This is a genomic window from Streptococcus gwangjuense (assembly GCF_003627155.1).
GTDB classification, from domain to species: domain Bacteria; phylum Bacillota; class Bacilli; order Lactobacillales; family Streptococcaceae; genus Streptococcus; species Streptococcus gwangjuensis.
Genome location: NZ_CP032621.1, coordinates 628,162 through 654,140, shown reverse-complemented (window position 1 = coordinate 654,140; position 25,979 = coordinate 628,162). Strand labels below are relative to the sequence as shown.

Sequence of the window (25,979 nt, the reverse complement as noted above, 5' to 3'; positions counted from 1 at the left end):
CCATCTGGAGCGATATTTTTATTTTTTCTTTTTAGATGGTGTGTGGATGGCAATTTTCACTTCAAAGATTGTTCCTTTTGGTTTATTATCTTTAACAGTAATGCTTCCTTTTAGGGCATCTACAATTTGCTTGGCTAGGGATAAACCTAAACCAAAACCACCTTTTTGACGAGTTCTAGCTTTGTCCACTCGATAAAAGCGGTCAAATATTTTCTTCTTATCTTCTGCGGAAATACCGACTCCATTATCAGAAACAAGTAAATACAGATTGCGATCGGTCGCTGAAATCACAAAATCAATTTCACCATCCTCTTCAGTATATTTGATAGCATTATCAAATAGGATGGTCATCAGTTGTTTCAAAAGAAGTTGATCTGTGACAATTGTTCGATGGATGCGATTTTCAAAACGGAAGACACGGTCATTTTCTGAAGCAATCATTTCATAGTTTGTGAAAGTCGTATTGAAAAAACTGGTTGGAACTTCTGCAAGTTCCGGCTTAATCCCATCATCTCTACGAGCTAAATTCAACAAGTTCGTCGTCAAAAACCGCATATTTCGGACTTCTTCCAAACTCGATGCAATGCTTTCGCTCACATCCATAATGGTAGCTTCTGGCTTACGGAAAAGGGTCTCTAAGCGATTTTGCAAAACTGCGAGTGGAGTTCGTAACTCATGACTGGCATTTTCCACAAAGGACTGCTGCTTCTGCATGCTCTCAAGCAGAGGACGAACACTGACCCTAGCTAGATAGAGACTGGCAAGTAAAGACAAAATCCAGAAACTTGCCATCACGACCACAATCAATTTCTCGTGCTTTTGACTAGCCTGCTCCAACTGACTGGTATTAATCAAGACAGCTGCATACTTGATATTGGTTGAAACCGAACTAATATTCGTTTCCATCAAAATCATGCGATAGATTTCTTCCTGTCCATAACTATTAAAAACCTGAATCTGATAGATATGGCCTAGTTCTTTCTTCTCTAACTTAATCTTATCCAAGCCCAAAAATCGATTTCCAGAAAGGAGCTGGGTAAAATTCTTATCAAAAAGAATAACCTCCGTATTGGAGCTGACATTGGGTTTCACCTCAGTCTTGCTAGAATCTGTAGCAGCATTCTCCAAATCTTTAATCTCTTCTGTTGCCCTATTTACTGCCAGCTGAATAACTGCCTGAGGATTTTCACTCAGTCCATGAAGCTTATCATCCACCGAAGTATAGAGACTCGAATGCATGACCTGCAAAATAATCAGAGTCATGGTAGAAAAAATCAGAGTGAAGACACCAAAGTTACGGATAAAATAACTAAAGTCATCCGCATACCATGTTTTTTTTAGTTTACTGAACATCTTTTAAAATATACCCAACACTGCGCAAGGTTTGCAAATTCTCTGCAAAAGTGGTTCCTTTTAATTTCTTACGGACTTTTGAAACATAGACTTCGACAACCGAAATCGTTGTATCACTATCAAATCCCCATAGACGATCAAAAATCTGAGTCTTAGGCAAAATAACATTTTGATTTTGAAGGAAATAAACTAGTAAATCGAACTCTTTCCCCAACAATTCGACAGGAGTATCTTCAACCTTAACGGTATTGGTTGACAAATTAACTACAATATTTCCATAAGTCAAGGTGTTTTCATTAAACTTGCCTGAACGTTTGAGAAGGGCTTGAATCCTCATTTTGAGTTCTTCTAAATAGAAAGGTTTAGTCAGATAATCATCCGCTCCCAGTTCAAATCCATGTCCCTTGTCATCCAAACTTTCCTTGGCAGTCATAATCAGAACTGGTGTCGTAATTCCCTTTTCACGCAATTCTTTCAAGACTTGGAAGCCATTTTTTTCAGGCAGCATCAAATCGAGCAAAATCAAGTCATAGACACCACTCTCAGCTTCGTAGAGACCCTCTTCCCCATCAAACACCTGCATGACATCTGCAAAATCGTCTAAAAAGTCAAATACTGAATTTGACAGGCCTAGGTCATCCTCAACCAATAAGATTTTTATCATGAGAAACTCCTCCTTATTAAAACCATTATACCAAATTTGCCTTAAAAAAAACTCAACTCTCTGCATTTTACATGAGATAGCTGAGTTTGCTTTTTATTTAGTCTTAATTATTTAGTTCCGTATTGAAGAACAACTGCTTCCACCGCAGCTTTTTCACGGTTAATCAAGTCAACACGCGCTGCAATTTCCTTGATTCCCATACCGATGTTACGGCTAAGAGCAAGATCAGAAAGTTGTGGTTCAAAGAACTCCTTGTACTCTGCCAAGCGTTGCTGAGTCTTAAATACATGGGCAGGAAGGATAACAAAGCTATCAAAGCTCATATCTCCTCCAAGAGCTGCCTTAATCCAATCCCAGTTTTCACGCGCCCAAGACCAAGCTGTTTCCTGAGTTGCTTGATGGTTTAAGAACTGGAAATACCAAGCTGACAAGTCTTGCGGTTTGACCACAAATTTGTCCTTCCAAGAAGCAATCAAGGTTTGGATATTGTCCGCATCTGTGCTGTATGCAAGAGCTCCTGCCAACTGACGTTTAAAGACCGCATCTGTTGCGTGAGTATAAGTATCAAGATAAAGTGCCAACAAGTCTTTAGTCTCATGATGTTTCATCTCATTGATCAGAACTTGTGAGCGAATAGCTGCTGGAAGTCCTGCAAGCTGATCCTTGTGAGCTTCGAAGATTTGGCTAGCTACTTGGCTAGCTTCTGCATCATTTGAACGAATCATCATAGAAACAGCCAACTGACGAACCAATTCATCCTCATCTGATTCTCCATCTTTAGCTTCAAAACCAAGACGGTCATAGTTATGACGAGCCAATTTAGCAACCAATTCTTTGAAGGCTCTTTCAGCTTCTGTACCTTCATCGATAAAGCGCTCTAGGGCAGAAATTACTTGAGAAACAGCTGAAACGACAAGGTAAGATTCTTCCTTAGCAAGCTTATCAAGGACTGGAAGCAAGTCTGCATAAGAAATGTGCCCTGCTTCTGCAAGCAGACGACGTTCTTGAACGATTTGCAGTTTGCTTGTGTTATCAAGCTCAACTAGGTCAGCGAGAACAGCTTCTAACAAGACTCCTTGATAGTCTGTAATGTAGTGGGCTGTATTTTCAGTGTTGAGACGAAGAGCTCCTTCATTTTCAGCAAGAAGAGCTGCGTAGCCAGGGATTTCGATACTTTCAGTTTCAAGTGTATCAGGCAAGCCTTTCCAGTTGCTATTCAGTGGCACAACCCATAGACGGTTCTTGTCTTCATGCTCACCGATGAAGAATTGTTTTTGTGAAATCTTCAAGACATCATTTTCAACTTTGACAGTAAGAACTGGGTAACCAGGCTGTTCCAACCAAGAATCCATAAAGGCTGCGACATCACGTCCAGACGCTTGACCAAGAGCATCCCAAAGGTCACGACCAATTGTATTGCTGTATTGATGTTTTTCAAAGTAGGCATGCAAACCTTTGGCAAAATCGGCATCACCTAGCCAACGACGAAGCATGTGCATGAGGCGACTTCCTTTGGCATAGACGATAGCTCCGTCAAAGAGCGTATTGATTTCATCTGGATGTTTAACTTCGACGTGAACAGACTGAACACCATCAGTCGCATCACGTTTCAAGGCAGACGGAACACCACCTGTTTGGAAATCTTCAAAGATATTCCAGCTTGGTTCAATAGCATCCACACAGACGTATTCCATCATGTTGGCGAAGCTTTCATTGAGCCAAAGGTCATCCCACCATTTCATCGTTACGAGGTTACCAAACCATTGGTGAGCCAATTCATGGGCCACAACAAGAGCAACTTGTTGACGGCTGGCAAAGGTAGAGTTCTCATCCACAACCAAGTAAACTTCACGGTAGGTCACAAGACCCCAGTTTTCCATAGCACCAGCTGAGAAGTCAGGGAGGGCGATATGAAGAGATTGAGGGATTGGGTACTTAACTCCGTAGTAATCTTCATAAAACTCGATTGAGCGAACGGCAATATCTAGTGAGAAATCAAGGTTAGATAGTGGGTGGGCTTTGGTTGAGTAGACACCTACGAGGGTACCGTTTTTAGTTTTCGCTGTTACCCCTTGCAAATCACCTGCTACAAAGGCTAACAAGTAAGAAGACATGCGAGGTGTTGTCTCAAACTTCCAGATACCTGTTTCCTTACGGTTTTCCACTTCGATTTCTGGCATGTTAGACAAGGCTAACTCATCTTCTGCTTGGTCAAAGCGAAGAGCGAGATCAAAAGTTGCTTTGGCTTCTGGCTCATCCACACATGGGAAGGCTTCTCGCGCAAAGTGGCTCTCGAATTGAGTTGACAAGACTTCCTTCTTGACTCCATCAACTGTGTAGTAAGATGGGTAAATCCCTGTCATGTTGTCTGTGATTTTACCTGAAAAAGCGATAACCACTTCAACTTGACCTGCATCTGCAAGTTCGATATGAAGAGCTTCGTTTTCATTATCGACTGTGAATGGACGAGCTTGACCTGCAACTTCTACAGAAGCGATTTCCAAGTCTTTTTGGTGAAGGGAAATACGGTCACTTTTAGCTTGACCAGTGATGGTCACCTTCCCAGAAAAGGTCTTGGTCTCACGACTCAAGTCTAAAAATAAATCATAATGTTCAGGAACAAATTGCTGAATAAAATGTTCAACTGCTTGCATAATTTTCTCCTATTCTAAGTTTAAGAGCTAGAGCTCTTCTTCAAACAAACTTATTATATCATGTTTTGCTTAAGAAAAAAGGATTGGACAGCGATTTCCAAAACTTTCTTCCGTCTAACAGTCTACAGTGGGTAGACCTTGCGAAATTCTTCTAAAACAACCTTGCTTTCAGGTGTAAAAGTCATTCCTGCCTCACGCAGCCACTCAGTGAAAAAGTCCTCATGAACCTGACGCCAATAAGCTAAAGATTTGTCTCCCTCACCTTCCTTATAGGCATGTTTCGCAGAAACTTGCTTAAAAGATTGCACAGAAACCCTTGTAATTTCGACAATACAGACAGCCTGATTTTGACTGTCTAAAATGATGTCAAAGGTCCCTTCTTGCGGAAGAAGTTCGCCTTCTAGTTCGTAGAGGTCATAGGCCGAAGCCGTTGCCGTCTTTTCGCCTCTTAGGACTAAATCTGCCAAGAGATCGGCTTCCACTCCAAAAGCCCAAGCATCGATTTCATCTCCTATAGAGGGGTTAATTTTCTTGTATGCATTCCACATTTCTTGCGGTGTCATGGGTGCTCCTTTGTAATTTTTTACTTTCTTCTTTTATGTGTTTGAGATGGTCTGGATGGTCAATCTCTAAATCAAAAATCTCTGGAATAGAACTATAGTGGATAATGCACTTGATACCCATCTGATTCATTTTTTGTCTGAAAGAAGTATTCAGATAGCCTGCTACAGCAAAGTCAATCTTTTTCATCCTTGCTTTATCCTGCATCTGTCTCAGCATATCTAACATTATTGGACTTTCCATATCATGCCATTGACTGCTTCTAACAGTGGCAAAAATAAAAGAAGTCAAATCATTCATTCCCACTACAATCTTTGAAATGCCCGTTTTCAGAATCCTATCTAAGTCAAAATACGCTGATGGTAATTCAATCATCGTACCGACTTTCCCAGTAAAACCATACTGACGCAATACTGTAATAGCTTGTTTTAATTGGTCGGCATCATTTACAAAAGGAAAAATGAGAGACAAATTGGGATTGGTTTGATAAACTTCTGTAACAACATTTGCTTCAGCCTGAAATTCATCCAAACATGCCAGTAAACGCCTGGTTCCTCTATAGCCAAACAAGGGATGATTTTCATCAAAATACTCTTTAGTCCCCTCTAAACAATTGGCTTCTGTATTCGTTAATTCAGAAAAACGATACCATACCTCTTCATCTGAGTACAAGGAGCAAATAGTATCTAGATAATCTTTTACAAATTGCTGACAACTTGGTAACAGGATGTTTTGGTTAAGCTCCCTCAACAAGTATTCCCCACGAATCATTCCAATGTGGTGAAATAGTTGTGGGTAAACTTTTTCAGTAATTTTTTCGCCACTAAGAGCTAGTTGGTTTCTCATCATTCACCCTCCAATTCATGTAAGAGGTCTCGTCCAATTCTGGAAATCATAATAATTCTGCTTTGACTTTCAAGACTTCTGGCGATGCATTCTCTTCTGTGATTTTTGATTTCCATCCAACTCCCCTTACTTCAAAGACCAGCCACCATCTATTGTCAGAATTTGTCCTTGCATGGCAGATGCCTTTCCACTGGCTAAAAAGAGACTGACTTCTGCGACTTCCTCTGGCTCAATCCAGCGCTTGATTGGCGTTTCACTCGCCACCCAGTCTGCTAGGCCACCTGGTTCAAAATCCGCAGCGGTCATAGCTGTCTTGACTGCTCCTGGAGCAATACCAAAGACCTGAATCCCATCTTCAGCATAATCTAGAGCCAACTGCTTGGTAAATCCAGCCAAGGCATGCTTAGATGAAGTATAGGCGTGACCACCTCCACCTGCTAGGCTAGAAGCAATAGAACACATGTTGATGATGATTCCCTTTTTATTTTCCAGCATTTGCATTAAATAATAGCGAGTCAACTCAACAGGAGTCATATAATTAATTTCAAAAATTTCTTGAATCTCCTGCGTTGTCTGTTCCAACAGTGGTTTGTAATCATCCAAAACTCCAGCAGTATTACACAAAACATCCACACAAGGACACCAGTCAAAAATAGGTTCCAAGTCCAAGGTCAAATCTCTCTGTAAAAAGTGGAAATCACCCTGTAAGAGTGGATTTTCACCTTGGTCCACTCCATAAACTTGATAGTTATTCTCTAAAAAAAGCTGAGCTTGAGCCAGGCCAATTCCTGAACTCACTCCTGTAATGAGTACACGTTTAGTCATGCACTTCTACCCAATCTGTCGCTAAAACATCACAAGGTGTCGGGCTCCACATGGAAAAACCTTCACCTTCTCCAGACACGTTGATTAGGAAATAGGGCGTCACTTCAAGTGCAACCCCGTTTTGTTCAATGGTGTCAAAAAGCTGCACATAGTTTTCAGCTCCTCCCCAGCCAGTACGAACATATTTTTTCTTAGCCTTTAATCCAGGTAGCATTTCTTCAAATGTCATGTTTTTCTCCTTTAATATCAATAATTCTCCCCTTCATTATAACAAAAAAACCGCTTTAAAACGGCTTTTTGACTGTGATTTATTTACATCTGCTTCTACTTACGGCAAATTATTCCCTGCAGCAAGATAAATTTCATACCATTCTTTTCTTGTTAAGCTAAAGTTTGCCGCTTGTCTAACTTCTCTCAAGTGCTTAGGATTTGTTGTACCTACGACTGCCTGCATTTTTGCTGGGTAACGCAATATCCAAGAAATGGCAATAGTTGAAGAGGTTACTCCATATTTAATAGCTAAACGATCAAGTACTTGATTTAAAGCTTGAAATTTCTCATTTCCAACAAAATTCCCTTTAAAATACCCGAATTGTAAGACAGACCATGCTTGAATGACCACATCGTGTAATTTGCAATATTCAAAAATGCTGCCATCTCGCATAGCTGCTTGATTATCTTCCATATTAACATGAAAACCTGATTCGAATCCTGGAGTAAAAGCCGCACTCAATTGTAGCTGATTAACAGCTAACGGCTGCTTGACATCTTTTTTAAGCAACTCCATCATCATAGGATTTTGATTAGAAACTCCAAAATCTCGGACCTTACCTTGTTTATAAAGGAGATCAAAGGCTTCTGCTACTTGGTCAGATTCCATCAAAGCATCTGGTCGATGAAGGAGCAAGCTATCTAGATGATCTATCTTCAATCTTTGCAAAATTCCGTCAACTGATTTTATAATATAGTCCTTAGAAAAATCAAAATAGGTAAATTCTTCAATGCGAATGCCGCATTTGGACTGAATCCACATCTTTTCTCTTAAATCTGGACGATTTTTTAGGACAAGACCTAACAGTTCTTAACAACGACCACGACCATAAATATCAGCCAAGTCAAAAGCATTGATTCCAACAGACAGTGCTGTTTCTACAAGCTCTTCAACTTCTTTTACAGACTTATTTTCTATTCTCATCATTCCGAGAACAATTTCTGATAATTCTTTGTCATCTTGACCAAGAGTTATGTATCTCATCAAATTTTTCTCCTTTGATTCTACATTCTTCAATTAATTATAACAAAAAACCGCTTTTCAACGGCTTTTTGACTATATTTCATTCCATTTTATCTTCTTAAACCCACGGAACAAGACAAAGATTCCAATAAAGAGGACAGCTAAAGGAATAGCTTTTGTAAGAAAAACATTTGAAATTCCCATCCACTCATAGTAACGGAGCAGAGAACCTACAATAAGATGGGCAACAATCATACTGTTAAAGGGACGAAAAAACTCTTCTTTCCAATTCCAAATACTGATGACTAGAGAAAGTGTAAAGATAGATAAACTATCCCAGGGAGCAGGAAGATAAAAGGCTCCTTCTTGTATGAAACTTCCCATTCCTCCATATCCTAGAACGACTAGCAGAACAAGAATTCCAACGACAATATAAGTGCCAATTTTCATCTTAGGAGAATCTTGGACTAGCCCCCAACGTAAGATTGTGGCCACAAGTCCAAATCCAATCAGAAAAAGAAGAAGTTGCCCTAAAAAAGTAAGCAAATTGACTGTTAAGAGAGGACCTTTAGAAAAATCACTTAGTAGTTGATAATAACGTAATACCGCTAGGACAAGAATTGGCGTCAAAAGGGACTCCTTGATAGAACTGCGAGGTGCTTCCTTAAGCATCTCTTTCATTAATTTTTTAGGATTCTTACCTAGATACTCCTCTGCACTCATGCCATCTCGTTCTGCTTCGGAGAAATCTAACATCATCAAATAAATCTGCTCTCTGAGATAGTCCTCATCATAGAGAAATCCAGCAAGATTAAAACTATCCCACAGTTCCTCAAAATACTGCTGATTCTCCTCAGAAAATTCATGCAACAAAGCGCTTGTTTCTTCATAATACTTCATTTTCTTCATGGTTTAACCCCCATTCTTAATTCCTTCTACTTTTTGACTCAAATCGTCCCATTGTTGCCAAAAGACCGAAACACGCTCTTCTCCTTCTTTCGTTAACGAAAAATACTTCCGATCTGGACCATCTGGCGACGGGCGCATATCGCCTCTTATCCATTGATTTTTTTCTAACTTTTGCAACAAAGGATAAATAGTTCCTGGAACTATAGTGTCAAATCCAGCCTCTCGTAGAGTCTGAACCAACTCATAACCATACCGCTCTTTTTGACCAATCATATCCAAGACACAACCTTCAAGAACACCTTTTAATAGTTGAGTTTCTTTCATCCCTTCTCCCTTCTAATCTATTTGGTAATACCTACTAGTGACTTCATCTATAATATACCACTTTCACACTAGTTTGTAAAGCATAATAGTTAAATAAAAAAACGACAACCACTTTTCAGCAGTTATCGTTGCTTATCTTTTAATCTTTTCCACCAAGTCGACTGTTAATATTCATCATGATACTAGCTATTTTTTCACCCCAGTACGGATCTGATGCATAGCGTACATTCATTCCTGTCGCTTTATTTCCAAGATGATCTCTTCCACGGTCAATATAGTTCTCACGAATCCACTTGGCCGCACCAAGAATTCCTTTGTCTACATCATCAAATTTCTTAGCTGAATCATAGGGACTGGTATCGTAAGCAGCTATACCGAAGAAGTTATTTTTATCATTAGCAATTTGGCTACGTCCCCAAGCACTTTCTAGCGCACTGTGAGCCATTAAATAGAGAGCATTGACACCATAACGTTTTTCAGCTTCTTTAAAAATTGCTCCTTTACCAGCAAGACGGCTGTTTCGGATATTCATCATCGAATAAACTCTATTTAATTCATCCGCACTATAGTTGGTTGGTTCAGTTAAATTCTTGAAAAGGAAACGATTTTTGATAGTAAACCCATCGAAATGTTCTCCATCCTTTGAATAATACTTCTTACCAATTTTCATAGCTGAAGTATGTGGAGCTACCCGTATACTAGTGTATGGAGAAAGTTCATGGTATAGGAATCTTCCATCTGTAGTATAGTGAGGAATAAACTCACTTCCTTCATCAACTAAAGCCAAATCACTTTGATTCATATAACCGGACAAGCCTGATATTGAAACAGCTAGACGACTACCCTTGCTTTTAGAGCCATCATAGGTCACAATACTTCCCTGATTGACATAGCTCAAAATATCTCCTGATTCGCTATAAATATAGGCTGTGATTGGTTTAACCTTAAAATATTTTGGACTTTGAATCCACTTTCCATTACTCTGGAAGAAATACTCCTTATTTTTAATATTAAAACTACCAGTAACATAGCTTCCATCTTCTTTCAGGTAGTACCATGCATTGTAGTTAGGATCAAAAATCCATTCATTCTTGGCCATATAACCACCAGATTTGAGGTAATAAGCACCAATCCATTCACGTGAAGCATAAGCACCACCTGATTTTAGGTAAAACCAGCTATTATAAGATTTATCAAAAATCCATTCTTTTTCAGCCATTGCTCCACTATTCTTTAGATAGTAAGCATCTTTCCACTGATTACTAGCCATCACACCATCACTGTTAAAATAGTACCATGTGCCCTTAATCTTTTCCCATTTATTACGAAGGATTTTTCCTGAATCTGTAGCATAATACCATTTATCAGTAATCTTCACCCAAGCATTCTGAGCCATTGCTCCACTATTTTTTAGATAGTAATCATCTTTCCACTGATTACTAGCCATCACACCATCACTGTTAAAATAGTACCATGTGCCCTTAATCTTTTCCCATTTATTACGAAGGATCTTTCCTGAATCTGTAGCATAATACCATTTATCAGTAATCTTCACCCAAGCATTTTGAGCCATTGCTCCACTACTATTAAGAAGATAATCGTTCACTAGAACATTGCTAGCCATAACTCCATCTTGCTTGAAGTAATACCAAACATTGCTAATTTTTTCCCATCTATTACGAACAATCTTTCCTGAATCTGTAGCATAGTACCATTTATCCGCAATTTTTACCCAGGAATTTTCTACCATTGCTCCACTATTTTGAAAAGCATAGTCATTAACAATAGTATTGCTGGCCATGATTCCATGTTGATCAAATAAATACCAGACACCCGCAATTTTTTTCCAATTTTTGATTGGTTGATTATTCTCATAAAAAAGCCATTTCCCATGCTCTTTCTGCCAACCATTCTTATGAGCTTCTTCAACTTTTTCTTTATTTGAAATAGCCTCTTTTTTAGAATTATTTTCTTTTACAACAACTGGTTCTTTCTTTTTTTCCGTCTTTTCAGTTTCATTCTTTGTATTTTCAACAACTTTTTTCTCTTCTGAAGCTGGAGTCTGATTTTTATCTTTAGACTGATTTTTGTCCACAGATTGATTCTTATTCGTCGTTTGACTTTGGTCCGTTGTTTTACTATCTTCAGCAAAGACTGATGTTGTGGGCACAATTGCCAATGCAAGCACTGCCGTGCTTACAAGTAGTGTTCTCTTCATTTTACTCCCCTAAGTAGATATTCGTCTACATCATTCGTAATTAACTTTATTTTAACATAGTTAAAAGAAGAAAATATTACAAAATGATGAAAATTCTATTTCTTATTAACAATAAGGATGGTCTAGCTTATCTAAGGCTGGTTTTTACTTCCTTGCGTAAATCTTCCAGACTGCTAATGCCGTATTTGTCCATGGCTTTTGGCAGATTTTCGATGATATCAGGGCAGGCATAAGGATTGGTAAAGTTGGCTGTTCCAACTCCAATAGCAGATGCTCCTGCCAGATACATTTCTAGGGCAGCTTCAGCCGAATCCACTCCTCCCATTCCAATGATAGGCAGGTCTGTTGATTGGGCAACTTGGCGGATAAGCTTGAGGGCAACTGGAAAGACTGCTGGACCAGACATTCCACCTGTTCCATTGGCCAAGATTGGTTTTCTGGTTTTGAGGTCAAAACGCATACCAACCAGAGTATTAATCATGGTCAAGCCACTTGCTCCTGCATCTTCTGCAGCTTTTGCAACGGTGACGATATCCGTCACACTAGGGGTTAATTTGACATAAACTGGCACATCAGAGGCTTCCACAGCTGCTTTCACCACATCATAAGCCAAATCTGGATCTTGACCAATCAAGAGTCCATGATTACAGTGGTCAACATTAGGACAAGAAATATTGAGCTCAATAGCCTTCACATTAGCTGCCTTGGAAATACCATGAGAAACAGCCGCATACTCTTGTTTTGAAAAACCAGCTACATTGGCAATAATAGGAAGATTTGGATATTCTCTTTCCAGCCACGGTAGCTTTTCAGCCAAAACAACCTCTAAACCAGGATTTTGCAAGCCAATTGCATTGAGCATGCCAGCAGGTGTTTCTGCCACCCTTGGAGTTGGATTCCCAAAACGTGGTTCAAGGGTTGTCGCCTTGATCATAATAGAACCTAAAAGGTCTAAATCATAGTACTTGGCATACTCTTGACCAAAACCAAAACAGCCTGATGCTGGAATAATCGGATTTTTCAAATCCAAGCCTGGTAGAGAAACTTGTAAACGATTTGTAGTCATGATTTTCTCCTTATAATACAACTGTTCCTGTGCGGAAAACAGGGCCATCTTCACAGACGCGTTGACTAACCGTCTCGCTTTCTGGCACTTTTAGGACGCAGGCATAGCAAGCCCCCATCCCACAAGCCATACGAGATTCCAGAGATAGATAGGCTCTTGGGTGGTCATAAAAGGTTTGATTGATATACTTCATCATTCCTGGAGCCCCACATGAGTAAACAGCATCAAATTGATTGTCTAAATCATTGATAACAACGGAAACATTTCCCTTGACACCATAAGAACCATCATCTGTCGTTACAAAGACCTGCCCATATTGGGCTAATTCCTTTTCAAGAATAACAGCAGCCTTATTAGCAAATCCTAGGACTGTCACTACTTTCACACCACGCGCATGCAATTCCTTGGCCACCTCAAGCAATGGAGGTACACCAATCCCCCCTCCAACTAAGAGAACCTGGCTCTGCTCGTCTAGGTCAGACAAGTCAAAACCATTTCCCTGAGGACCCATCACATCAAGAGTATCTCCCCGACTTAAGGTTGAAAAAATAGCAGTCCCAGTTCCCTCAATCCGATAAATGAGATGACACTGCTTCTTAACCTTATCGATAGACGAAATTGAAATAGGACGGCGCAAGAGATGGGCATCATCAGGCACACGCAGATGAAGAAATTGGCCTGCTCGCATGGCTTCAACCATTTCCCCCTCTAGGACTAATTCAAAGATTGCTGGCGCGATTTCCTCCTGTGCAACCACCTTCATGGTTTCCAAACGAATTGCACCCAAACGTTTCTTACATGTGGGATTCATGACTTTTCCTCCTTAAATTTTAAGGGGACCAGACAAAGAAAAGACCTTGCTAATGCAAGGCCTCAGTTAAAATCGTACAACAGAAGAGAGCACACTCAAAAAGTCTCCTCTAGAAAATTGCACTATTCTTTTATCTGACACCTTGTGAGTCTCTCTGGACTCCCCTTAAAGGTTAAATTTTTATTAGTATACTCTTTCAGCTAAAAAAAGTCAAGTAGAAAACGAACATTCCACTTGACTTCACGAGATTATTTTTCACGAATGACTTCAACCTTGTAGCCATCAGGATCTTTGACAAAGTAATAGTTTGGTGCAGTTCCTGGTAGACCATTTGGCTCAGTCACTTCATAACCTTTGGCACTATGCTCTTGATGAAGCGCCTCAAGATCAGGTGTACTTAGGGCGATATGGGCAAATCCATCTCCAACCACATAAGGACCATGATCGTAGTTATAAGTCAACTCCAACTCATAGTCATCACCCTCAAGACCTAGATAGACAATCGTGAAGGCATGGTCTGGAAAATCTCTGCGACGCAATTCTTTAAATCCAAAAGCATCTTGATAAAATGCGATTGATTTTTCAAGATTTTCTACTCGCAAGCAAGTATGTAGCATTTTTGAAGCCATATTTTTCTCCTTTATTTTTAAAAAGACTGGGACAATCCTGTTCCAGTCTTATCAGTTATTATTTACCAAGTTTTGCTTTAGCTGCATCTGCAAGAGCTGTGAAAGCTGCTGCATCGTTAACAGCCAAGTCAGAAAGCATTTTACGGTTAACTTCGATCTCAGCCAATTTCAAACCATGCATCAATTGTGAGTATGAAAGTCCGTTCATACGAGCTGCCGCGTTGATACGAGTGATCCACAATTTGCGGAAGTCACGTTTTTTCTGACGACGGTCACGGTATGCATAGTAGTAAGAGTTCATTACTTGTTCTTTTGCAGTACGGAACAAGATGTGTTTAGCTCCATAGTAACCTTTTGCTAATTTAAGAATACGTTTACGACGTTTGCGTGATACAACGCCACCTTTAACACGTGCCATGTTTTATTTCCTCCAAATATTTCCTAGAATTGTTTACTTACAGTCAAGCTATTATTTCAAGCGAGTAAGCATTGCTTTGATACGTTTGTAATCTCCTGAATGCACCATAGATGCTTTACGAAGATGACGACGTTGTTTCTTAGTTTTTCCGTGGAAACGGTGAGAAGTGTAAGCACGGAAACGTTTAAGTCCACCAGAACCTGTACGTTTGAAACGTTTAGCTGATGCGCGGTGTGTTTTTTGTTTTGGCATGATTTTTTCTCCTTTATTTAACTTTCTGACAATTATTTTTTGTCAGTCGCTGGCGCCAATTGCATGAACATTTGACGTCCATCCATTTTAGCACGTTGTTCGATGATGGCAATATCTTGAGTTGCTTCAGCAAACTCGGCTAAAACTTTTGCACCAATCTCTTTATGGGTAATCATACGACCCTTAAAGCGAATAGATACCTTAACTTTATTTCCTTTTTCAAGGAATTTGCGTGCATTGCGAAGTTTTGTATCAAAGTCACCCTTGTCAATAGTTGGACTTAGACGAACTTCTTTCACAGTAACAACACTTTGTTTTTTACGTTGTTCTTTTTGCTTCTTCTGGTACTCAAATTTGAACTTACCGTAGTCCATAATTTTTGCAACAGGCGGTTTGGCTTGGGGTTGAATCAATACTAGGTCAACATTAGCGTTATCAGCCAAAGCTTGCGCTTCACTGAGTGGCTTGATGCCTAGCTGTTCTCCTTCAAGACCAATCAAGCGAACTTCACGTACACGAATCTCATCATTGATGAATAAGTCTTGCTTTGCTATGGTTTTCACCTCTTTTGTTTTATTAGAGAAAAACAATAGCGGACTCGTAAATATACAAGCCCGCACGTTATGATAGCGTTTCTTAGAAACTTTTCATCCGTAGGGCCAGGCAACTTAATGTCACAAGGCGAGAAGCTCTCACTTCTGCTTTTCTCAACTTTTATATGATACCAAGTTTTCTAGCCCTTGTCAAGATAAAAAGTTATTTTTTTGAAAAGTTTCTGCTCATTAACCAACCGTTTCGATTTTCCAATTTTTCCACCCTTTAAAGCGTATAGCTCCTTGCTGATCAGTTCGGTAAACTTTGCTATTGATATCTTCTAGTCGTGTCAAGGTTTCCTGATGGGGGAGTTTCGTTCGATTGTTCTTTCCAACTGAGATGAGGGTCATCTCTTGTTTGAGCTGTTCTAAAAAGGCTGAACTTGATGATTTTTTAGAGCCATGTTGGCCAGCTTTCAAAACATCCACTTCTAGGTCAGGATACTGCTTCAGCAATGCCTTCTCCCCCTTCTCCTCCAAATTTCCTGTGAAAAGAAAGTTTTTATCCAAGAGTTTTCCATACAAAACCAGGGAATCTTCATGACCTCCATCTCCAATTTTCCTTGGAGATAGGACTTCTAACTGACTTCCAAAAATTGTCAACTTCTCTCCTACTGTCAAACTGCGCACCTTGGTTTGAGTTGCCTGTAGTTCTACCACAAATTCCTTCTGTTTCAAACTACCTTTTGACACTAAAATCTCCGCTACATGGAAAGCCTTGGTCACCTCCAACAAATCTCCAACATATTCCTTGTCCGTATTGGTCAAAATTAGCTGGTCAATCTTGGATACTCCGCGACTTTTGAGATAGGGTATCAAGGTTCGCTGGGCATTACTGGTCGTCGCCTTTTCTTGCCATTTTTCGATTTTCTTATCAGATTCTGCCTTGCCACCTACATCTATGAGAATGGTTTTCCCAGTTACATCCCGTAGGAAAATACTTTCCCCTTGCCCCACATCCAGCATGGTAATTTCATTTTCCAGTGGATACTTGGTCAGGAAAAAGAGACCTGTAATCAATAAGCTCAATACTGCTAGCCTTTTAATGTTTTTCCTCAAATCATAAACTAAAGCCAAGGAAATTAACAATAGGATTAAAAGGCATGCATTGGGTTGTCCAAAGACCAGAGGCCTACTTGCCACCTGCGACACCAAGCGAATCATTCCCTCCAACCATTCAAAGATAAAATTCAGCTGAATGACTGGATAGAGAAAGGAAAGGGCAAATATGATAGATAAGAGCGGTAAGAAGACCAAGTCAAATAGAAAGGAAAAGACAAAGGTCAAAAGGATAGACCAAGGCTGAAATTCTGCAAAATAGAAGGATAGGATGGGTAATATTCCCAAGGAAATGACTAGACTTTCTCTAGCAACAGCCTTGAGGCCTTCTCCTTCTTTGCTGGTCATGGTCAAGATAAAAGCATAAGCACATGACAAAACTCCTCCTGCAGTCAGGAAAAAGTTAGGCATAATGATAAATAGGACAAGGACCGTCAAGGCAAAATTATCAAAGCCCTTAACCCCATGTTGAGCCAGTAGCTTTTGCAAGAGACTGCGAATAACCGAAGTTGAAAATCCTGTCAGACCAGCATAGAGAATGGAAAAGGGATAGGTCAGCCATTTCAACTTTTCTTGGGTCAAGCCCAATCGCAAGAGTAGTTTCTTAAATCCATCCATGAAAAATCCTACCTGCATACCCGACAAGGCAAAAAGGTGAATAATTCCTAGACTGGAATACAGCTCATTCATCTCCTCAAAATCTGTGTCCAGATGTCCTAATAGAAGACCCGTCATGTAATTGCGCATAGGGTCTGGAAAGTGCGTCTTAATCCAAACCACAGCCTTACGGCGTAAACTGGACAGATTTTCTCCTATATCCCAACTGCCAACCTTTTGAAGTGACTGGATTTTTTTGATATTGAGAGTCTGGTAAATTCCCTGAGTCTTCAGATAGGCTTGATAGTTAAATCCACCAAAATTCCTCTGCCCCTCTGGCTCCGAAAGTTTTCCTTCTAGTTCTATCTCATGAAGGTCTGTTAAGGCTTGAAATTGCTCTTTTTCATTCTCGGACTGGAGTTTATAATAGACTTGAAAAATGCGTCCATCAGACTTACCACGAAAGGACAGACTATCGCCATTTACCTTAATAGTGTCAGGCAAAATCCGTACCCTTTCAACAGAATCCGTCAAATTCTGACTCGCTTGACTCTGTTGCCAATTTTGAAACAGAAACCAGAAACCAAAGATTCCACAAATCACTAGAACTTTGCTAGCAGGTTTCCAAGGAAATTGGAAAAAAAGACTGACTAGCAGAAAAACAAAGCCCAACAAAGCAAGATAGGATGCTGAGAAAATAGCGTAGTAAAGCCAAAATAACAGAAAACTCAGGTAAATTAGGGGCATGGGGAAATTCTTAATCCACTGTAACATAATCTTTTAACTTTTCTATGGTCTTGGCACCAATTCCAGAAACTTTCTTGAGTTCATCAACCGACTTGAATTTCCCATTTGACTCACGATGGTCGATAATGTCCTGAGCTCGTTTTCCTCCCAGTCCCTTAATCTGTTTAAGCTCTTCCAGACTGGCCTTGTTAAGATTTACCTTCTTTTCCTTGCTTGTTGAAGAAGGCGCTCCAGAACCTGCCTGTTGACTAGCCGATTCTTCTCCCTTAGTTGGAACGTAAACCAGAGCCTCATCACTAACTTTCTGAGCTAGATTGAGTGCCTTGCTGTCTGCTTGCTCTGTCAAGCCACCAGCCTTCTGAACAGCATCATTGACCCGACTACCTACAGGCAAATCATAAATCCCTGGTGATTTGACAGCGCCTTTCACATCTACTGTGATTAGATCTTGTTCAACAGGTTCTTCCTCTTCTTCCTTCTTCACTTCCTTTTCGGATACCGAATCATTGGAAACAGCTGCAACTTCAGCCTGCAAATTCGTTTCTTTGACAGGTGTGTGTGGAACTGGTTTTAGCAGGAAAAATCCGCCGACAAGCAAGCCCAGACCAGTACAGATGACAATGATTTTATACTCTTTGATTTTCTCGATAATTGCTTCCATATTTTCTCCTCTCTTAGATTATTCGTAAGAGGAAGAAAAAACAGTTGAAAATTTCTTCTCAACTGCTTATTTATTCGCAAAATAATCTTCCTTAGTCAAGACATAATGAATTCTTGTAACGATTCTTTCTGGTTCTTTTTGGTCCAATCTGTCCTTATAGATAGTTTACAACAAGTTTCTCTTGCTTTTTAAAGCGGTTTCATATAGAATAAAATCATCACCTTATTTTATAGATAATGTGATAAATCATTTACAACCCGTCAATAGAAAGGGAGTTTTTCTCTATGTTAATCGGAATTCCAAAAGAAATTAAGAATAATGAAAACCGTGTTGCCCTCACACCTGCTGGTGTCCACAGCTTAGTCGGTCGTGGTCATCGCGTCCTTATCGAAACAAATGCTGGTCTCAGTTCAGGATTTACTGATGCTGACTATCAAAAGCAAGGAGCTGAGATTGTCGCTACTGCTGGTGAAGCTTGGGCTGCAGAGTTAGTCGTGAAAGTAAAAGAACCATTACCTTCTGAATATGAGTACTTGCGTGAAGACCTGCTTCTCTTCACCTACTTGCACATGGCCGCTGCGCCTGAATTAGCAGATGCTATGCTAGCAGCAAAAACAACAGGGATTGCCTATGAAACTGTTCGTGATTCCCAAGGTCAGTTACCACTCCTCGTTCCTATGAGTGAGGTTGCAGGCCGTATGGCAGTCCAAATCGGTGCTCATTTCCTAACTAAGCAAGCAGGAGGTTCTGGTGTCCTACTGGGTGGTGTACCGGGTGTACCTAAAGGGAAAGTAACCATCATCGGTGGCGGTGTCGTAGGGACCCATGCTGCCCGCATCGCTTTAGGATTGGGAGCTCAAGTAACCATCCTTGATATCAGTGCTAAACGTCTCTCCGTTTTAGAGGAGATCTTTGGCCACCAAATTCAAACTCTCATGTCCAATTCATTCAACATCGAAGCCAGTGTGAGAGATGCGGATGTTGTTATTGGAGCGGTTCTCATTCCTGGTTCCAAAGCACCAAAATTGGTGACAGATGAGATGGTCAAACAAATGCGTCCAGGATCAGTCATCGTTGACGTTGCCGTTGACCAAGGTGGCGTTATCGAGACAGCTGACCGTGTGACAACGCACGATGAACCTGTCTATGAAAAACACAGTGTGCTCCACTATGCCGTTGCCAACATCCCCGGAGCGGTTGCTCGTACTTCAACCATCGCCCTAACCAATGTCACTCTTCCTTATATCGAATCTTTGGCTGGCAAAGGATTCGCACAAGCAATCTCTGAAGATGAGGGCTTGCGCCAAGGTGTTACCACTTATCAAGGTTACTTAACCAGTCTTCCAGTAGCCCAAGGTCTCGATAAAAAACATACTCCAATTGACGAACTAATCTAAAAAATCTAATTAGCAGATAAAAGAAAGAGCAATTCCACCTGAACTGCTCTTTTTTGCTATTCTGTTTCTTCTTGGACTTCTTCACTCTCTTCATTTTTAACTGGTACTGGTTCATAAGCTCTGATAATCTGAGCAACAACAGGATGGCGAACTACATCTTTGGCTGAAAAATGAACAAAGTCAATCTGATGGATGTTCTTGAGTTTCTCTTGGGCATCAATCAAACCTGACTTGACATTACGTGGCAGGTCAATCTGACTGATATCTCCATTGACAATCATCTTAGAATTAAAACCTAAACGAGTCAAGAACATCTTCATCTGCATGATGGTCGTGTTTTGCGCCTCATCGAGAATGACAAAAGCATCATCCAAGGTTCGGCCACGCATATAGGCAAGGGGTGCAATCTCGATAATTTCACGCTCCATGAGTCGGGTTGTTTGGTCTTTTCCCAGAATCTGATACAAGGCATCATAAACAGGTCGAAGGTAAGGATCTACCTTCTCTTTAAGATCACCCGGAAGAAAACCTAGACTCTCGCCAGCTTCCACTGCCGGGCGTGTTAGGATAATCCGCTTAACCTGACCACGTTTAAGAGCTGTCACAGCCAAGGTCACTGCAAGAAAGGTCTTCCCTGTACCTGCTGGCCCAATTCCAAAGGTCACATCGTGCTGTTTAACACTATCCACATAAAGTTTTTGACCCAATGTTTTGACACGGATAGGCTTCCCTGTATTGTCCTTGATGATTTCTTCTTCGTAAAGGGCGACAAACTTATCAATTTCATCGTTTTTGACCATGCTAATTGCAGTCACCACATCTGGCGTACCAACGGTCATCCCACGATTTACCAAGACCATCAAAGCCTGAATAACCTGACGGGCTTCCTCGCAAGCAGACTCTTCTCCCAAAACTTGGACAATCTCCGTACGAGCATGAATCACAACATCAAGCTCTTCTTCCATCAAACGAAGATGGCGTTCATTGGAACCAAAAAGATGAAACAAGTCATCTGGATGACTCAGTTGAATGTCTATTGAATGTTCCTTCAAATAAAGAACCTCTCTAATCCTTTTATTTCTTTTTATTATAGCAAAGGGGTGGAGAAATTACTAGCCCAAACCTAGTGAATCATGCTAGTGTTCTAAGTATTCTTGCCAGATAGCGTCAAAGTCTCCTAAGTTGAAAGAGAAACTAGCGTTCTCCTCCAAAAAGCGACTCACCTCATCAAAATCATCTGTGTGTTTCGGAAATGCTGATTCTTCAAAAGCGAGGTCTGCCAAGATAGCTTTGGGACTATTACTTTTAGGATTGCGCTCAGTCATGAGCCAAGTGTAAAATGATTTTCTCATAAGTCACCCTAGATCAACTCTGTCCCAAACTGGTCTTGCTTGATTTTGCCAGCCTTCATCAAACCACCGAGTGCTTTCTTGAACTGACCTTTAGAAATACCAAAGGTTGCCTTGATATCCTCAGGGGATGACTTATCATTCAAGGTCATAAAACCGCCATTGCTTTCCAAGTAAGTCAAAATCATCTGAGCATCATTTTCCAACATTTCAAAAGAACGTGGTTTGAGGGAAAGGTTCAAGGTACGGTCCACTTCACGGAAACCAATAACACGCGCATCTAAAACTTGACCCAAACGTGGCTCTACATAGCGCTCGCTAGGATGGATAAAGCCAAGCATGTTATTTTCTGGCAGGTAAACAAAAGTTCCTGACAGCTTGAGACGGTATACAATAGCTGGCCAGTTTTGGTTCTGCATGTTGTTGTAGGCAGGACGAGCCAGACGTTGGAAGTCTTCTTGATAGGCCAAGAGTCCCCAGATACGGTCTTTCTTGTCCACTTCAAGACGGATGTAGAGTTGGTCACCCTTCTTAGGCCAGAGTTCCTTGAGCTCAGGGAGAATATCGAGTGACACCACGATTTCCTTGTCAGGAAGACCTGTATCTACAAAAACACCCAAATCTTTACGAACTTCTGTTACAGTCCCCCAACCAAATTGGTCCTGAGTAGCAGTCACTTCTAGAGTGGTCAAGCGGAGTTTTTGCTTCATATCCGTGTAAGCAAAACCTTTGACCGTATCACCTACCGTATGTTGACCTTCTTCCTTGGAAAGTGCATAGGTCTGACCATCCTTTTGCACAAAGTAGAAACGATCATTTTCATCGATGATAAGTCCAACGATAAAACTTGCAAGATTTGTATTCATATTTCCTTCTTTCGAATAAAACTCAGCCAGCAATGCCAACTGAGTTTTTCTGTTTATTTTTAGACTTCCAAAAGTTCTTTCTCTTTGTTGGCAGTCATGTCGTCGATGTGTTTGACAGCATCGTCTGTTACTTTTTGAATGTCTTTTTCAAGAGTCTTCAATTCGTCTTCAGTGATTTCTTTTGCTTTTTCTTGTTTCTTAGCTTCGTCCATAGCATCACGACGGATATTGCGGACAGCCACTTTAGCATTTTCACCGACCTTCTTCACTTCTTTAGCAAGATCACGACGAGTTTCTTCTGTAAGAGCTGGGATAACCAAGCGGATCACAGAACCGTCGTTAGCTGGTGTGATACCAAGATCAGAGGCATTCAAGGCACGTTCGATGTCTTTCAATGAAGACTTGTCAAATGGTGTTACCAACAAAACACGCGCTTCTGGAATGGTAATTGAAGCGATTTGGTTAAGAGGAGTTTCGACTCCATAGTATTCTACATGTACACGGTCGAGCAAGCTTGCATTGGCACGACCAGCACGGATACCACCAAATTCACGAGCAAGTGATTGGTGAGACTGGGTCATTCTCTCTTTAGCTTTTTCAATAATTGCGTTAGCCATAATCTTTCTTATTCCTTTTCTTCGATATTATTTGAAACTGTTGTTCCGATATTTTCACCAAATACGACACGTTTGATGTTGCCTGGTTGGTTCATGTTGAAGACAACCAAGTCAATGTCGTTATCCATTGAGAGGGTTGAAGCTGTTGAGTCCATGATACGAAGACCTTTGTTAATAACATCACGGTGGGTCAATTCTTCAAATTTAACAGCTGTCTTGTCCTTCTTAGGATCGGCATTGTAAACACCATCTACGCCATTTTTAGCCATAAGGATAGCATCCGCTTCGATTTCAGCTGCACGAAGAGCCGCTGTTGTATCTGTTGAGAAGTAAGGTGAACCAATTCCAGCACCAAAGATAACGATACGGCCTTTTTCAAGATGACGAAGGGCACGTCCACGGACATAAGGCTCTGCCACTTGTTGCATGGCAATAGCTGTTTGTACACGTGTATCAACTCCAACTTGTTGCAATGAATCTGCCATCACAAGAGCATTCATAACAGTCCCAAGCATTCCTGTGTAATCTGCCTGAACGCGGTCCATACCCGCTTCAGCAGCAGGTTCTCCACGCCAAAGATTTCCTCCACCGATAACAAGGGCAATTTCGATACCTAAGCTATGAACTTCTTGAATCTCTTTTGCGATTGTTTGAACTGTTTGGATATCAATCCCTACGCCACGTTCACCGGCAAGGGCTTCACCTGATAACTTGATTAAAATACGTTTATACTTGGGATTCGCCATTTTCACTCTCCTTTTTTTATCCTACCTATTTTATCATAATTTCTAAGATTTTTATAGTATCATGAGCAATTCTTTCAAAAAAATTAGACTGTTAAAAATTCCTCTAAATCACTGAGGGCACGCTCTGCAATTTTTTCATAACGAGCCTTCTTATCACGGATACGTTCGCCTTCCAACTCCTTGATAATTCCAAAGTTAACATTCATTGGTTGGAAATGCTTGCTGTCGGCATGGGTGATGTAATGAGCTAAACTTCCAATCGCTGTTGTTTCTGGGAAAATAGCCTCGCTTTCTCCCTTGAAGAGACGAGCCGCATTAATTCCCGCAACTAATCCTGACGCTGCGGACTCAACATAGCCTTCCACACCCGTCATCTGACCAGCAAAGAAGAGATTTGGTTGTTTCTTAGAACGATAGGTCTGTTCAAGAAGATTTGGTGAATCCATATAAGAATTGCGGTGCATGACACCATAACGGACAAACTCCGCATTTTCAAGACCTGGAATCATTTGGAAGACACGCTTTTGTTCTCCCCATTTGAGGTGGGTCTGGAAACCAACGATATTATAGAGGCTACCAGCTGCATTATCCTGACGAAGTTGCACAACCGCATAAGGTGTTTTAAATTCGCCATCACGAGGTCCAGTATAGTCGTCCGGATACTCAAGCCCCACTGGCTTCATAGGACCATAAAGCATGGTTTTAATACCACGCTTGGCCATAACTTCGATAGGCATACAACCTTCAAAATACTTTTCCTTTTCGAAAGAATTAAGCGGAGCTTCTTCCGCATTGACCAAGGCTTCATGGAAATCCATAAACTCTTGCTTGGTCATAGGGGCATTGAGGTAGGCCGCTTCCCCCTTATCATAACGAGACTTAAGATAAACCTTGCTCATATCGATAGTATTGACATCGATAATAGGCGCTGCCGCATCGTAGAAATAGAAACCATCGCCATCATTAAGGGCATGAATTTTTTCAGCCAAGGCATCACTTGTCAAAGGACCAGTCGCCACAACTGTAATAACATCTGTCGGCAATTCTGTAATTTCATCACGCACCACTTCAATCAAAGGGTGGTTAGCCACTTTTTCGGTCACCATTTGAGAGAAACCATCTCGGTCCACCGCAAGCGCACCTCCTGCAGGAACACGGGTTGCTTCAGCAGATTCCAAAATAACAGAACCCAAGCGACGCATTTCTTCCTTGAGAAGCCCGACAGCATTAGTCAGAGCATCACCGCGAAGAGAATTGGAGCAAACCAACTCAGCAAAATTGTCTGTTTTGTGCTGGGGTGTTGACTTGACACCACGCATTTCATAAAGTTTAACTGGAATACCACGTTCTGCAATTTGGTAGGCAGCTTCAGAACCTGCCAAACCAGCACCGATAACATTGATATAAGATTGAGACACGACACTAATACCTCTTTGGGAGTGTGAAGACAAGTTTCACATTGAAAAAGCCAATCGGACTTACTTCGCTTTCGAGTTTCTTGGCTCAAGCTGAAAAAGTCCACTGGACTTTCCTCGCTCTCGAATTTCTTGGCTCAGGCTGAAAAAGTCCACAGGACTTACTTCGCTTTCGAGTTTCTTGGCTCAGGCTGAAAAAGTCCCCCGGACTTTTTCACTCCCACAAATCTTTCTAATTTTTTCTTCTACTAGTATAACAAAAAAAGGGAAGAAGGCAAACTTCCCTGTTTAGTCATTTTCTTGATTTTCTTCCCATTCGTGGTAGGCAGCATAGAGTTGACTCTTATTCCACTGGTAAATCTTAGCGACTTCCTTGATAGCTTGATTTTTCTTCATACCTTGCTGGATACGGGCTTGGATTTCTAAGAACAAGTCCTCCTCATCTTTTTCCTCCACATCTTGGCTGGCACCTTCAACAATGAGAAGGCATTCGCCCTTGAGTGGCGTTGCAGCGATACTTTCCAGCAATTCAGAAATGGTACCTCTTTGGTATTCTTCATAGATTTTGGTCAATTCTCTAACCAAGACCACCAAGCGGTCGCCATAAACTGCTAGCATATTTTCCAACGTATCAGCTACACGATGGGGCGATTCATAGAAAATCTGAGTTTCAGGATAGTCTTTTTTCGAGTCGAAAAATTGCTTTTGCTGGCCTGATTTTCTCGGTAAAAAGCCGTAAAAGATATGTGGCTGTGGCGCTAAACCACTGGCAATCAAGGCAGAAATCCCTGCAGAGGCACCTGGAACGGTGACAACTGCAATTTCTTCCTCAATGGCTACCTTAACCAAATCATGACCAGGGTCTGAGATGCTTGGCAAACCTGCATCCGATACCTGAGCAATACTTTGCCCTGCTTTCAAGAAACCAATCAAATCAGGAATCTTTTCCTTGGCATTGTGCTCATGAAAACTAATCTGCTTGGTGGAAATATCAAAATGCTTGAGCAAAAGCCCCGTATTGCGCGTGTCCTCAGCAGCAATCCAGTCCACTTCTTTCAAGGTCTGGATAGCTCGAAAGGTCATATCGTCTAGATTGCCAATCGGCGTTGCAACTAGGTACAGCTTGCCGTAGGGAGACTGCCCCTTAAAACTTTTTTGAATCTGCATG

The 25,979-nt window shown here is 40.9% G+C and carries 26 protein-coding genes, 3 pseudogenes and 1 other annotated feature; of the genes and pseudogenes, 1 reads left to right on the top strand and 28 read right to left on the bottom strand.

The annotated features are described in order from the left end of the window. Positions 1-18: 18 nt before the first annotated feature. The 21 genes and pseudogenes from ciaH to D7D53_RS03165 form a co-directional block, all read right to left on the bottom strand. Entirely contained in the window at positions 19-1,353 is a 1,335-nt protein-coding gene (gene ciaH, locus D7D53_RS03260; RefSeq protein WP_120770108.1) for a two-component system sensor histidine kinase CiaH, read from the bottom strand. Then, complete coding sequence (gene ciaR / locus D7D53_RS03255) at positions 1,343-2,017, bottom strand: two-component system response regulator CiaR (RefSeq protein ID WP_000590639.1); 675 nt, start codon at positions 2,015-2,017, stop codon at positions 1,343-1,345. Before ciaR ends, ciaH begins: the two co-directional genes overlap by 11 nt. 107 nt (positions 2,018-2,124) lie before the next feature. Then, positions 2,125-4,671, bottom strand: coding sequence for a M1 family metallopeptidase (locus tag D7D53_RS03250; RefSeq protein WP_120770107.1), 2,547 nt, complete (start codon positions 4,669-4,671; stop codon positions 2,125-2,127). Between the two features lie 122 nt (positions 4,672-4,793). Continuing rightward, entirely contained in the window at positions 4,794-5,234 is a 441-nt protein-coding gene (locus D7D53_RS03245) for an ASCH domain-containing protein (protein ID WP_120770106.1), read from the bottom strand. Beyond that, positions 5,194-6,078, bottom strand: a complete 885-nt coding sequence (locus D7D53_RS03240; protein WP_120770105.1) for a putative PEP-binding protein — start codon at positions 6,076-6,078, stop codon at positions 5,194-5,196. The genes D7D53_RS03245 and D7D53_RS03240 overlap by 41 nt, the downstream gene beginning before the upstream one ends. Next, a pseudogene (locus D7D53_RS10170) lies at positions 6,056-6,184 on the bottom strand (NUDIX hydrolase); the annotation flags it as partial. The pseudogene D7D53_RS10170 and the gene D7D53_RS03240, both read right to left, overlap by 23 nt. A 20-nt stretch (positions 6,185-6,204) precedes the next feature. Beyond that, the gene (locus D7D53_RS03235) at positions 6,205-6,903 is read right to left on the bottom strand and encodes a 3-oxoacyl-ACP reductase (protein WP_120770104.1); all 699 of its coding nucleotides are present in this window, start codon (positions 6,901-6,903) and stop codon (positions 6,205-6,207) included. Continuing rightward, positions 6,896-7,132: a DUF2829 domain-containing protein gene (locus D7D53_RS03230; RefSeq protein ID WP_000142162.1), complete on the bottom strand. Its 237-nt coding sequence runs from the start codon at positions 7,130-7,132 to the stop codon at positions 6,896-6,898. Before D7D53_RS03230 ends, D7D53_RS03235 begins: the two co-directional genes overlap by 8 nt. A 99-nt stretch (positions 7,133-7,231) precedes the next feature. After that, positions 7,232-8,158 (bottom strand): annotated as a pseudogene (locus tag D7D53_RS03225) (aldo/keto reductase). A gap of 72 nt (positions 8,159-8,230) precedes the next feature. Then, a complete protein-coding gene (locus tag D7D53_RS03220) occupies positions 8,231-9,046 on the bottom strand; it encodes a hypothetical protein (RefSeq protein ID WP_004259428.1) in 816 nt (271 codons plus the stop codon). Between the two features lie 3 nt (positions 9,047-9,049). Next, the gene (locus D7D53_RS03215) at positions 9,050-9,370 is read right to left on the bottom strand and encodes a PadR family transcriptional regulator (protein ID WP_000665422.1); all 321 of its coding nucleotides are present in this window, start codon (positions 9,368-9,370) and stop codon (positions 9,050-9,052) included. Positions 9,371-9,509: 139 nt separating this feature from the next. Further along, complete coding sequence (locus D7D53_RS03210) at positions 9,510-11,588, bottom strand: glucosaminidase domain-containing protein (protein WP_120770103.1); 2,079 nt, start codon at positions 11,586-11,588, stop codon at positions 9,510-9,512. 127 nt (positions 11,589-11,715) lie between these two features. Next, a complete protein-coding gene (locus D7D53_RS03205; RefSeq protein ID WP_162927865.1) occupies positions 11,716-12,702 on the bottom strand; it encodes a dihydroorotate dehydrogenase in 987 nt (328 codons plus the stop codon). Next, entirely contained in the window at positions 12,665-13,465 is an 801-nt protein-coding gene (locus D7D53_RS03200; protein WP_120770101.1) for a dihydroorotate dehydrogenase electron transfer subunit, read from the bottom strand. Before D7D53_RS03200 ends, D7D53_RS03205 begins: the two co-directional genes overlap by 38 nt. A 248-nt stretch (positions 13,466-13,713) precedes the next feature. Then, positions 13,714-14,094 (bottom strand): lactoylglutathione lyase, encoded by a 381-nt coding sequence (gloA, locus tag D7D53_RS03195; RefSeq protein WP_000157153.1) that lies wholly within the window; start codon positions 14,092-14,094, stop codon positions 13,714-13,716. Positions 14,095-14,152: 58 nt separating this feature from the next. After that, the gene (gene rplT / locus D7D53_RS03190; RefSeq protein WP_120770100.1) at positions 14,153-14,512 is read right to left on the bottom strand and encodes a 50S ribosomal protein L20; all 360 of its coding nucleotides are present in this window, start codon (positions 14,510-14,512) and stop codon (positions 14,153-14,155) included. A 51-nt stretch (positions 14,513-14,563) separates the two neighbouring features. Next, positions 14,564-14,764, bottom strand: coding sequence for a 50S ribosomal protein L35 (rpmI, locus tag D7D53_RS03185; RefSeq protein WP_001125943.1), 201 nt, complete (start codon positions 14,762-14,764; stop codon positions 14,564-14,566). Between the two features lie 32 nt (positions 14,765-14,796). Next, on the bottom strand, positions 14,797-15,327 hold the full coding sequence (gene infC / locus D7D53_RS03180; RefSeq protein WP_000848180.1) for a translation initiation factor IF-3: 531 nt from the start codon (positions 15,325-15,327) through the stop codon (positions 14,797-14,799). 15 nt (positions 15,328-15,342) lie between these two features. Then, positions 15,343-15,474 (bottom strand) — a sequence feature (ribosomal protein L20 leader region). 72 nt (positions 15,475-15,546) lie between these two features. After that, positions 15,547-17,787: a DNA internalization-related competence protein ComEC/Rec2 gene (locus D7D53_RS03175; RefSeq protein ID WP_120770099.1), complete on the bottom strand. Its 2,241-nt coding sequence runs from the start codon at positions 17,785-17,787 to the stop codon at positions 15,547-15,549. Beyond that, positions 17,771-18,421, bottom strand: coding sequence for a helix-hairpin-helix domain-containing protein (locus D7D53_RS03170; RefSeq protein WP_120770098.1), 651 nt, complete (start codon positions 18,419-18,421; stop codon positions 17,771-17,773). Before D7D53_RS03170 ends, D7D53_RS03175 begins: the two co-directional genes overlap by 17 nt. Before the next feature lie 66 nt (positions 18,422-18,487). Further along, a pseudogene (locus D7D53_RS03165) lies at positions 18,488-18,571 on the bottom strand (GNAT family N-acetyltransferase); the annotation flags it as partial. 134 nt (positions 18,572-18,705) lie between these two features. Here D7D53_RS03165 and ald point away from each other — a divergent pair. Continuing rightward, entirely contained in the window at positions 18,706-19,818 is a 1,113-nt protein-coding gene (gene ald / locus D7D53_RS03160) for an alanine dehydrogenase (RefSeq protein ID WP_120770097.1), read from the top strand. Positions 19,819-19,874: 56 nt separating this feature from the next. On the opposite strand, the gene D7D53_RS03155 is transcribed toward ald, so the two are convergent. From D7D53_RS03155 to rsmI, 7 genes are all read right to left on the bottom strand, one after another. Then, the gene (locus tag D7D53_RS03155; protein WP_120770096.1) at positions 19,875-20,870 is read right to left on the bottom strand and encodes a PhoH family protein; all 996 of its coding nucleotides are present in this window, start codon (positions 20,868-20,870) and stop codon (positions 19,875-19,877) included. Between the two features lie 84 nt (positions 20,871-20,954). Beyond that, on the bottom strand, positions 20,955-21,170 hold the full coding sequence (locus D7D53_RS03150; RefSeq protein WP_120164222.1) for a YozE family protein: 216 nt from the start codon (positions 21,168-21,170) through the stop codon (positions 20,955-20,957). An 8-nt stretch (positions 21,171-21,178) separates the two neighbouring features. Then, a complete protein-coding gene (gene cvfB, locus D7D53_RS03145; protein ID WP_120164223.1) occupies positions 21,179-22,033 on the bottom strand; it encodes an RNA-binding virulence regulatory protein CvfB in 855 nt (284 codons plus the stop codon). A 59-nt stretch (positions 22,034-22,092) separates the two neighbouring features. After that, complete coding sequence (gene frr / locus D7D53_RS03140) at positions 22,093-22,650, bottom strand: ribosome recycling factor (RefSeq protein WP_001262225.1); 558 nt, start codon at positions 22,648-22,650, stop codon at positions 22,093-22,095. Between the two features lie 8 nt (positions 22,651-22,658). Beyond that, complete coding sequence (gene pyrH, locus D7D53_RS03135) at positions 22,659-23,396, bottom strand: UMP kinase (RefSeq protein ID WP_000002996.1); 738 nt, start codon at positions 23,394-23,396, stop codon at positions 22,659-22,661. 83 nt (positions 23,397-23,479) lie between these two features. After that, positions 23,480-24,814 (bottom strand): methylenetetrahydrofolate--tRNA-(uracil(54)-C(5))-methyltransferase (FADH(2)-oxidizing) TrmFO, encoded by a 1,335-nt coding sequence (gene trmFO / locus D7D53_RS03130; protein ID WP_000083709.1) that lies wholly within the window; start codon positions 24,812-24,814, stop codon positions 23,480-23,482. Positions 24,815-25,099: 285 nt separating this feature from the next. Continuing rightward, the gene (gene rsmI / locus D7D53_RS03120) at positions 25,100-25,978 is read right to left on the bottom strand and encodes a 16S rRNA (cytidine(1402)-2'-O)-methyltransferase (RefSeq protein WP_120770094.1); all 879 of its coding nucleotides are present in this window, start codon (positions 25,976-25,978) and stop codon (positions 25,100-25,102) included. Between the last annotated feature and the right edge of the window lies 1 nt (position 25,979).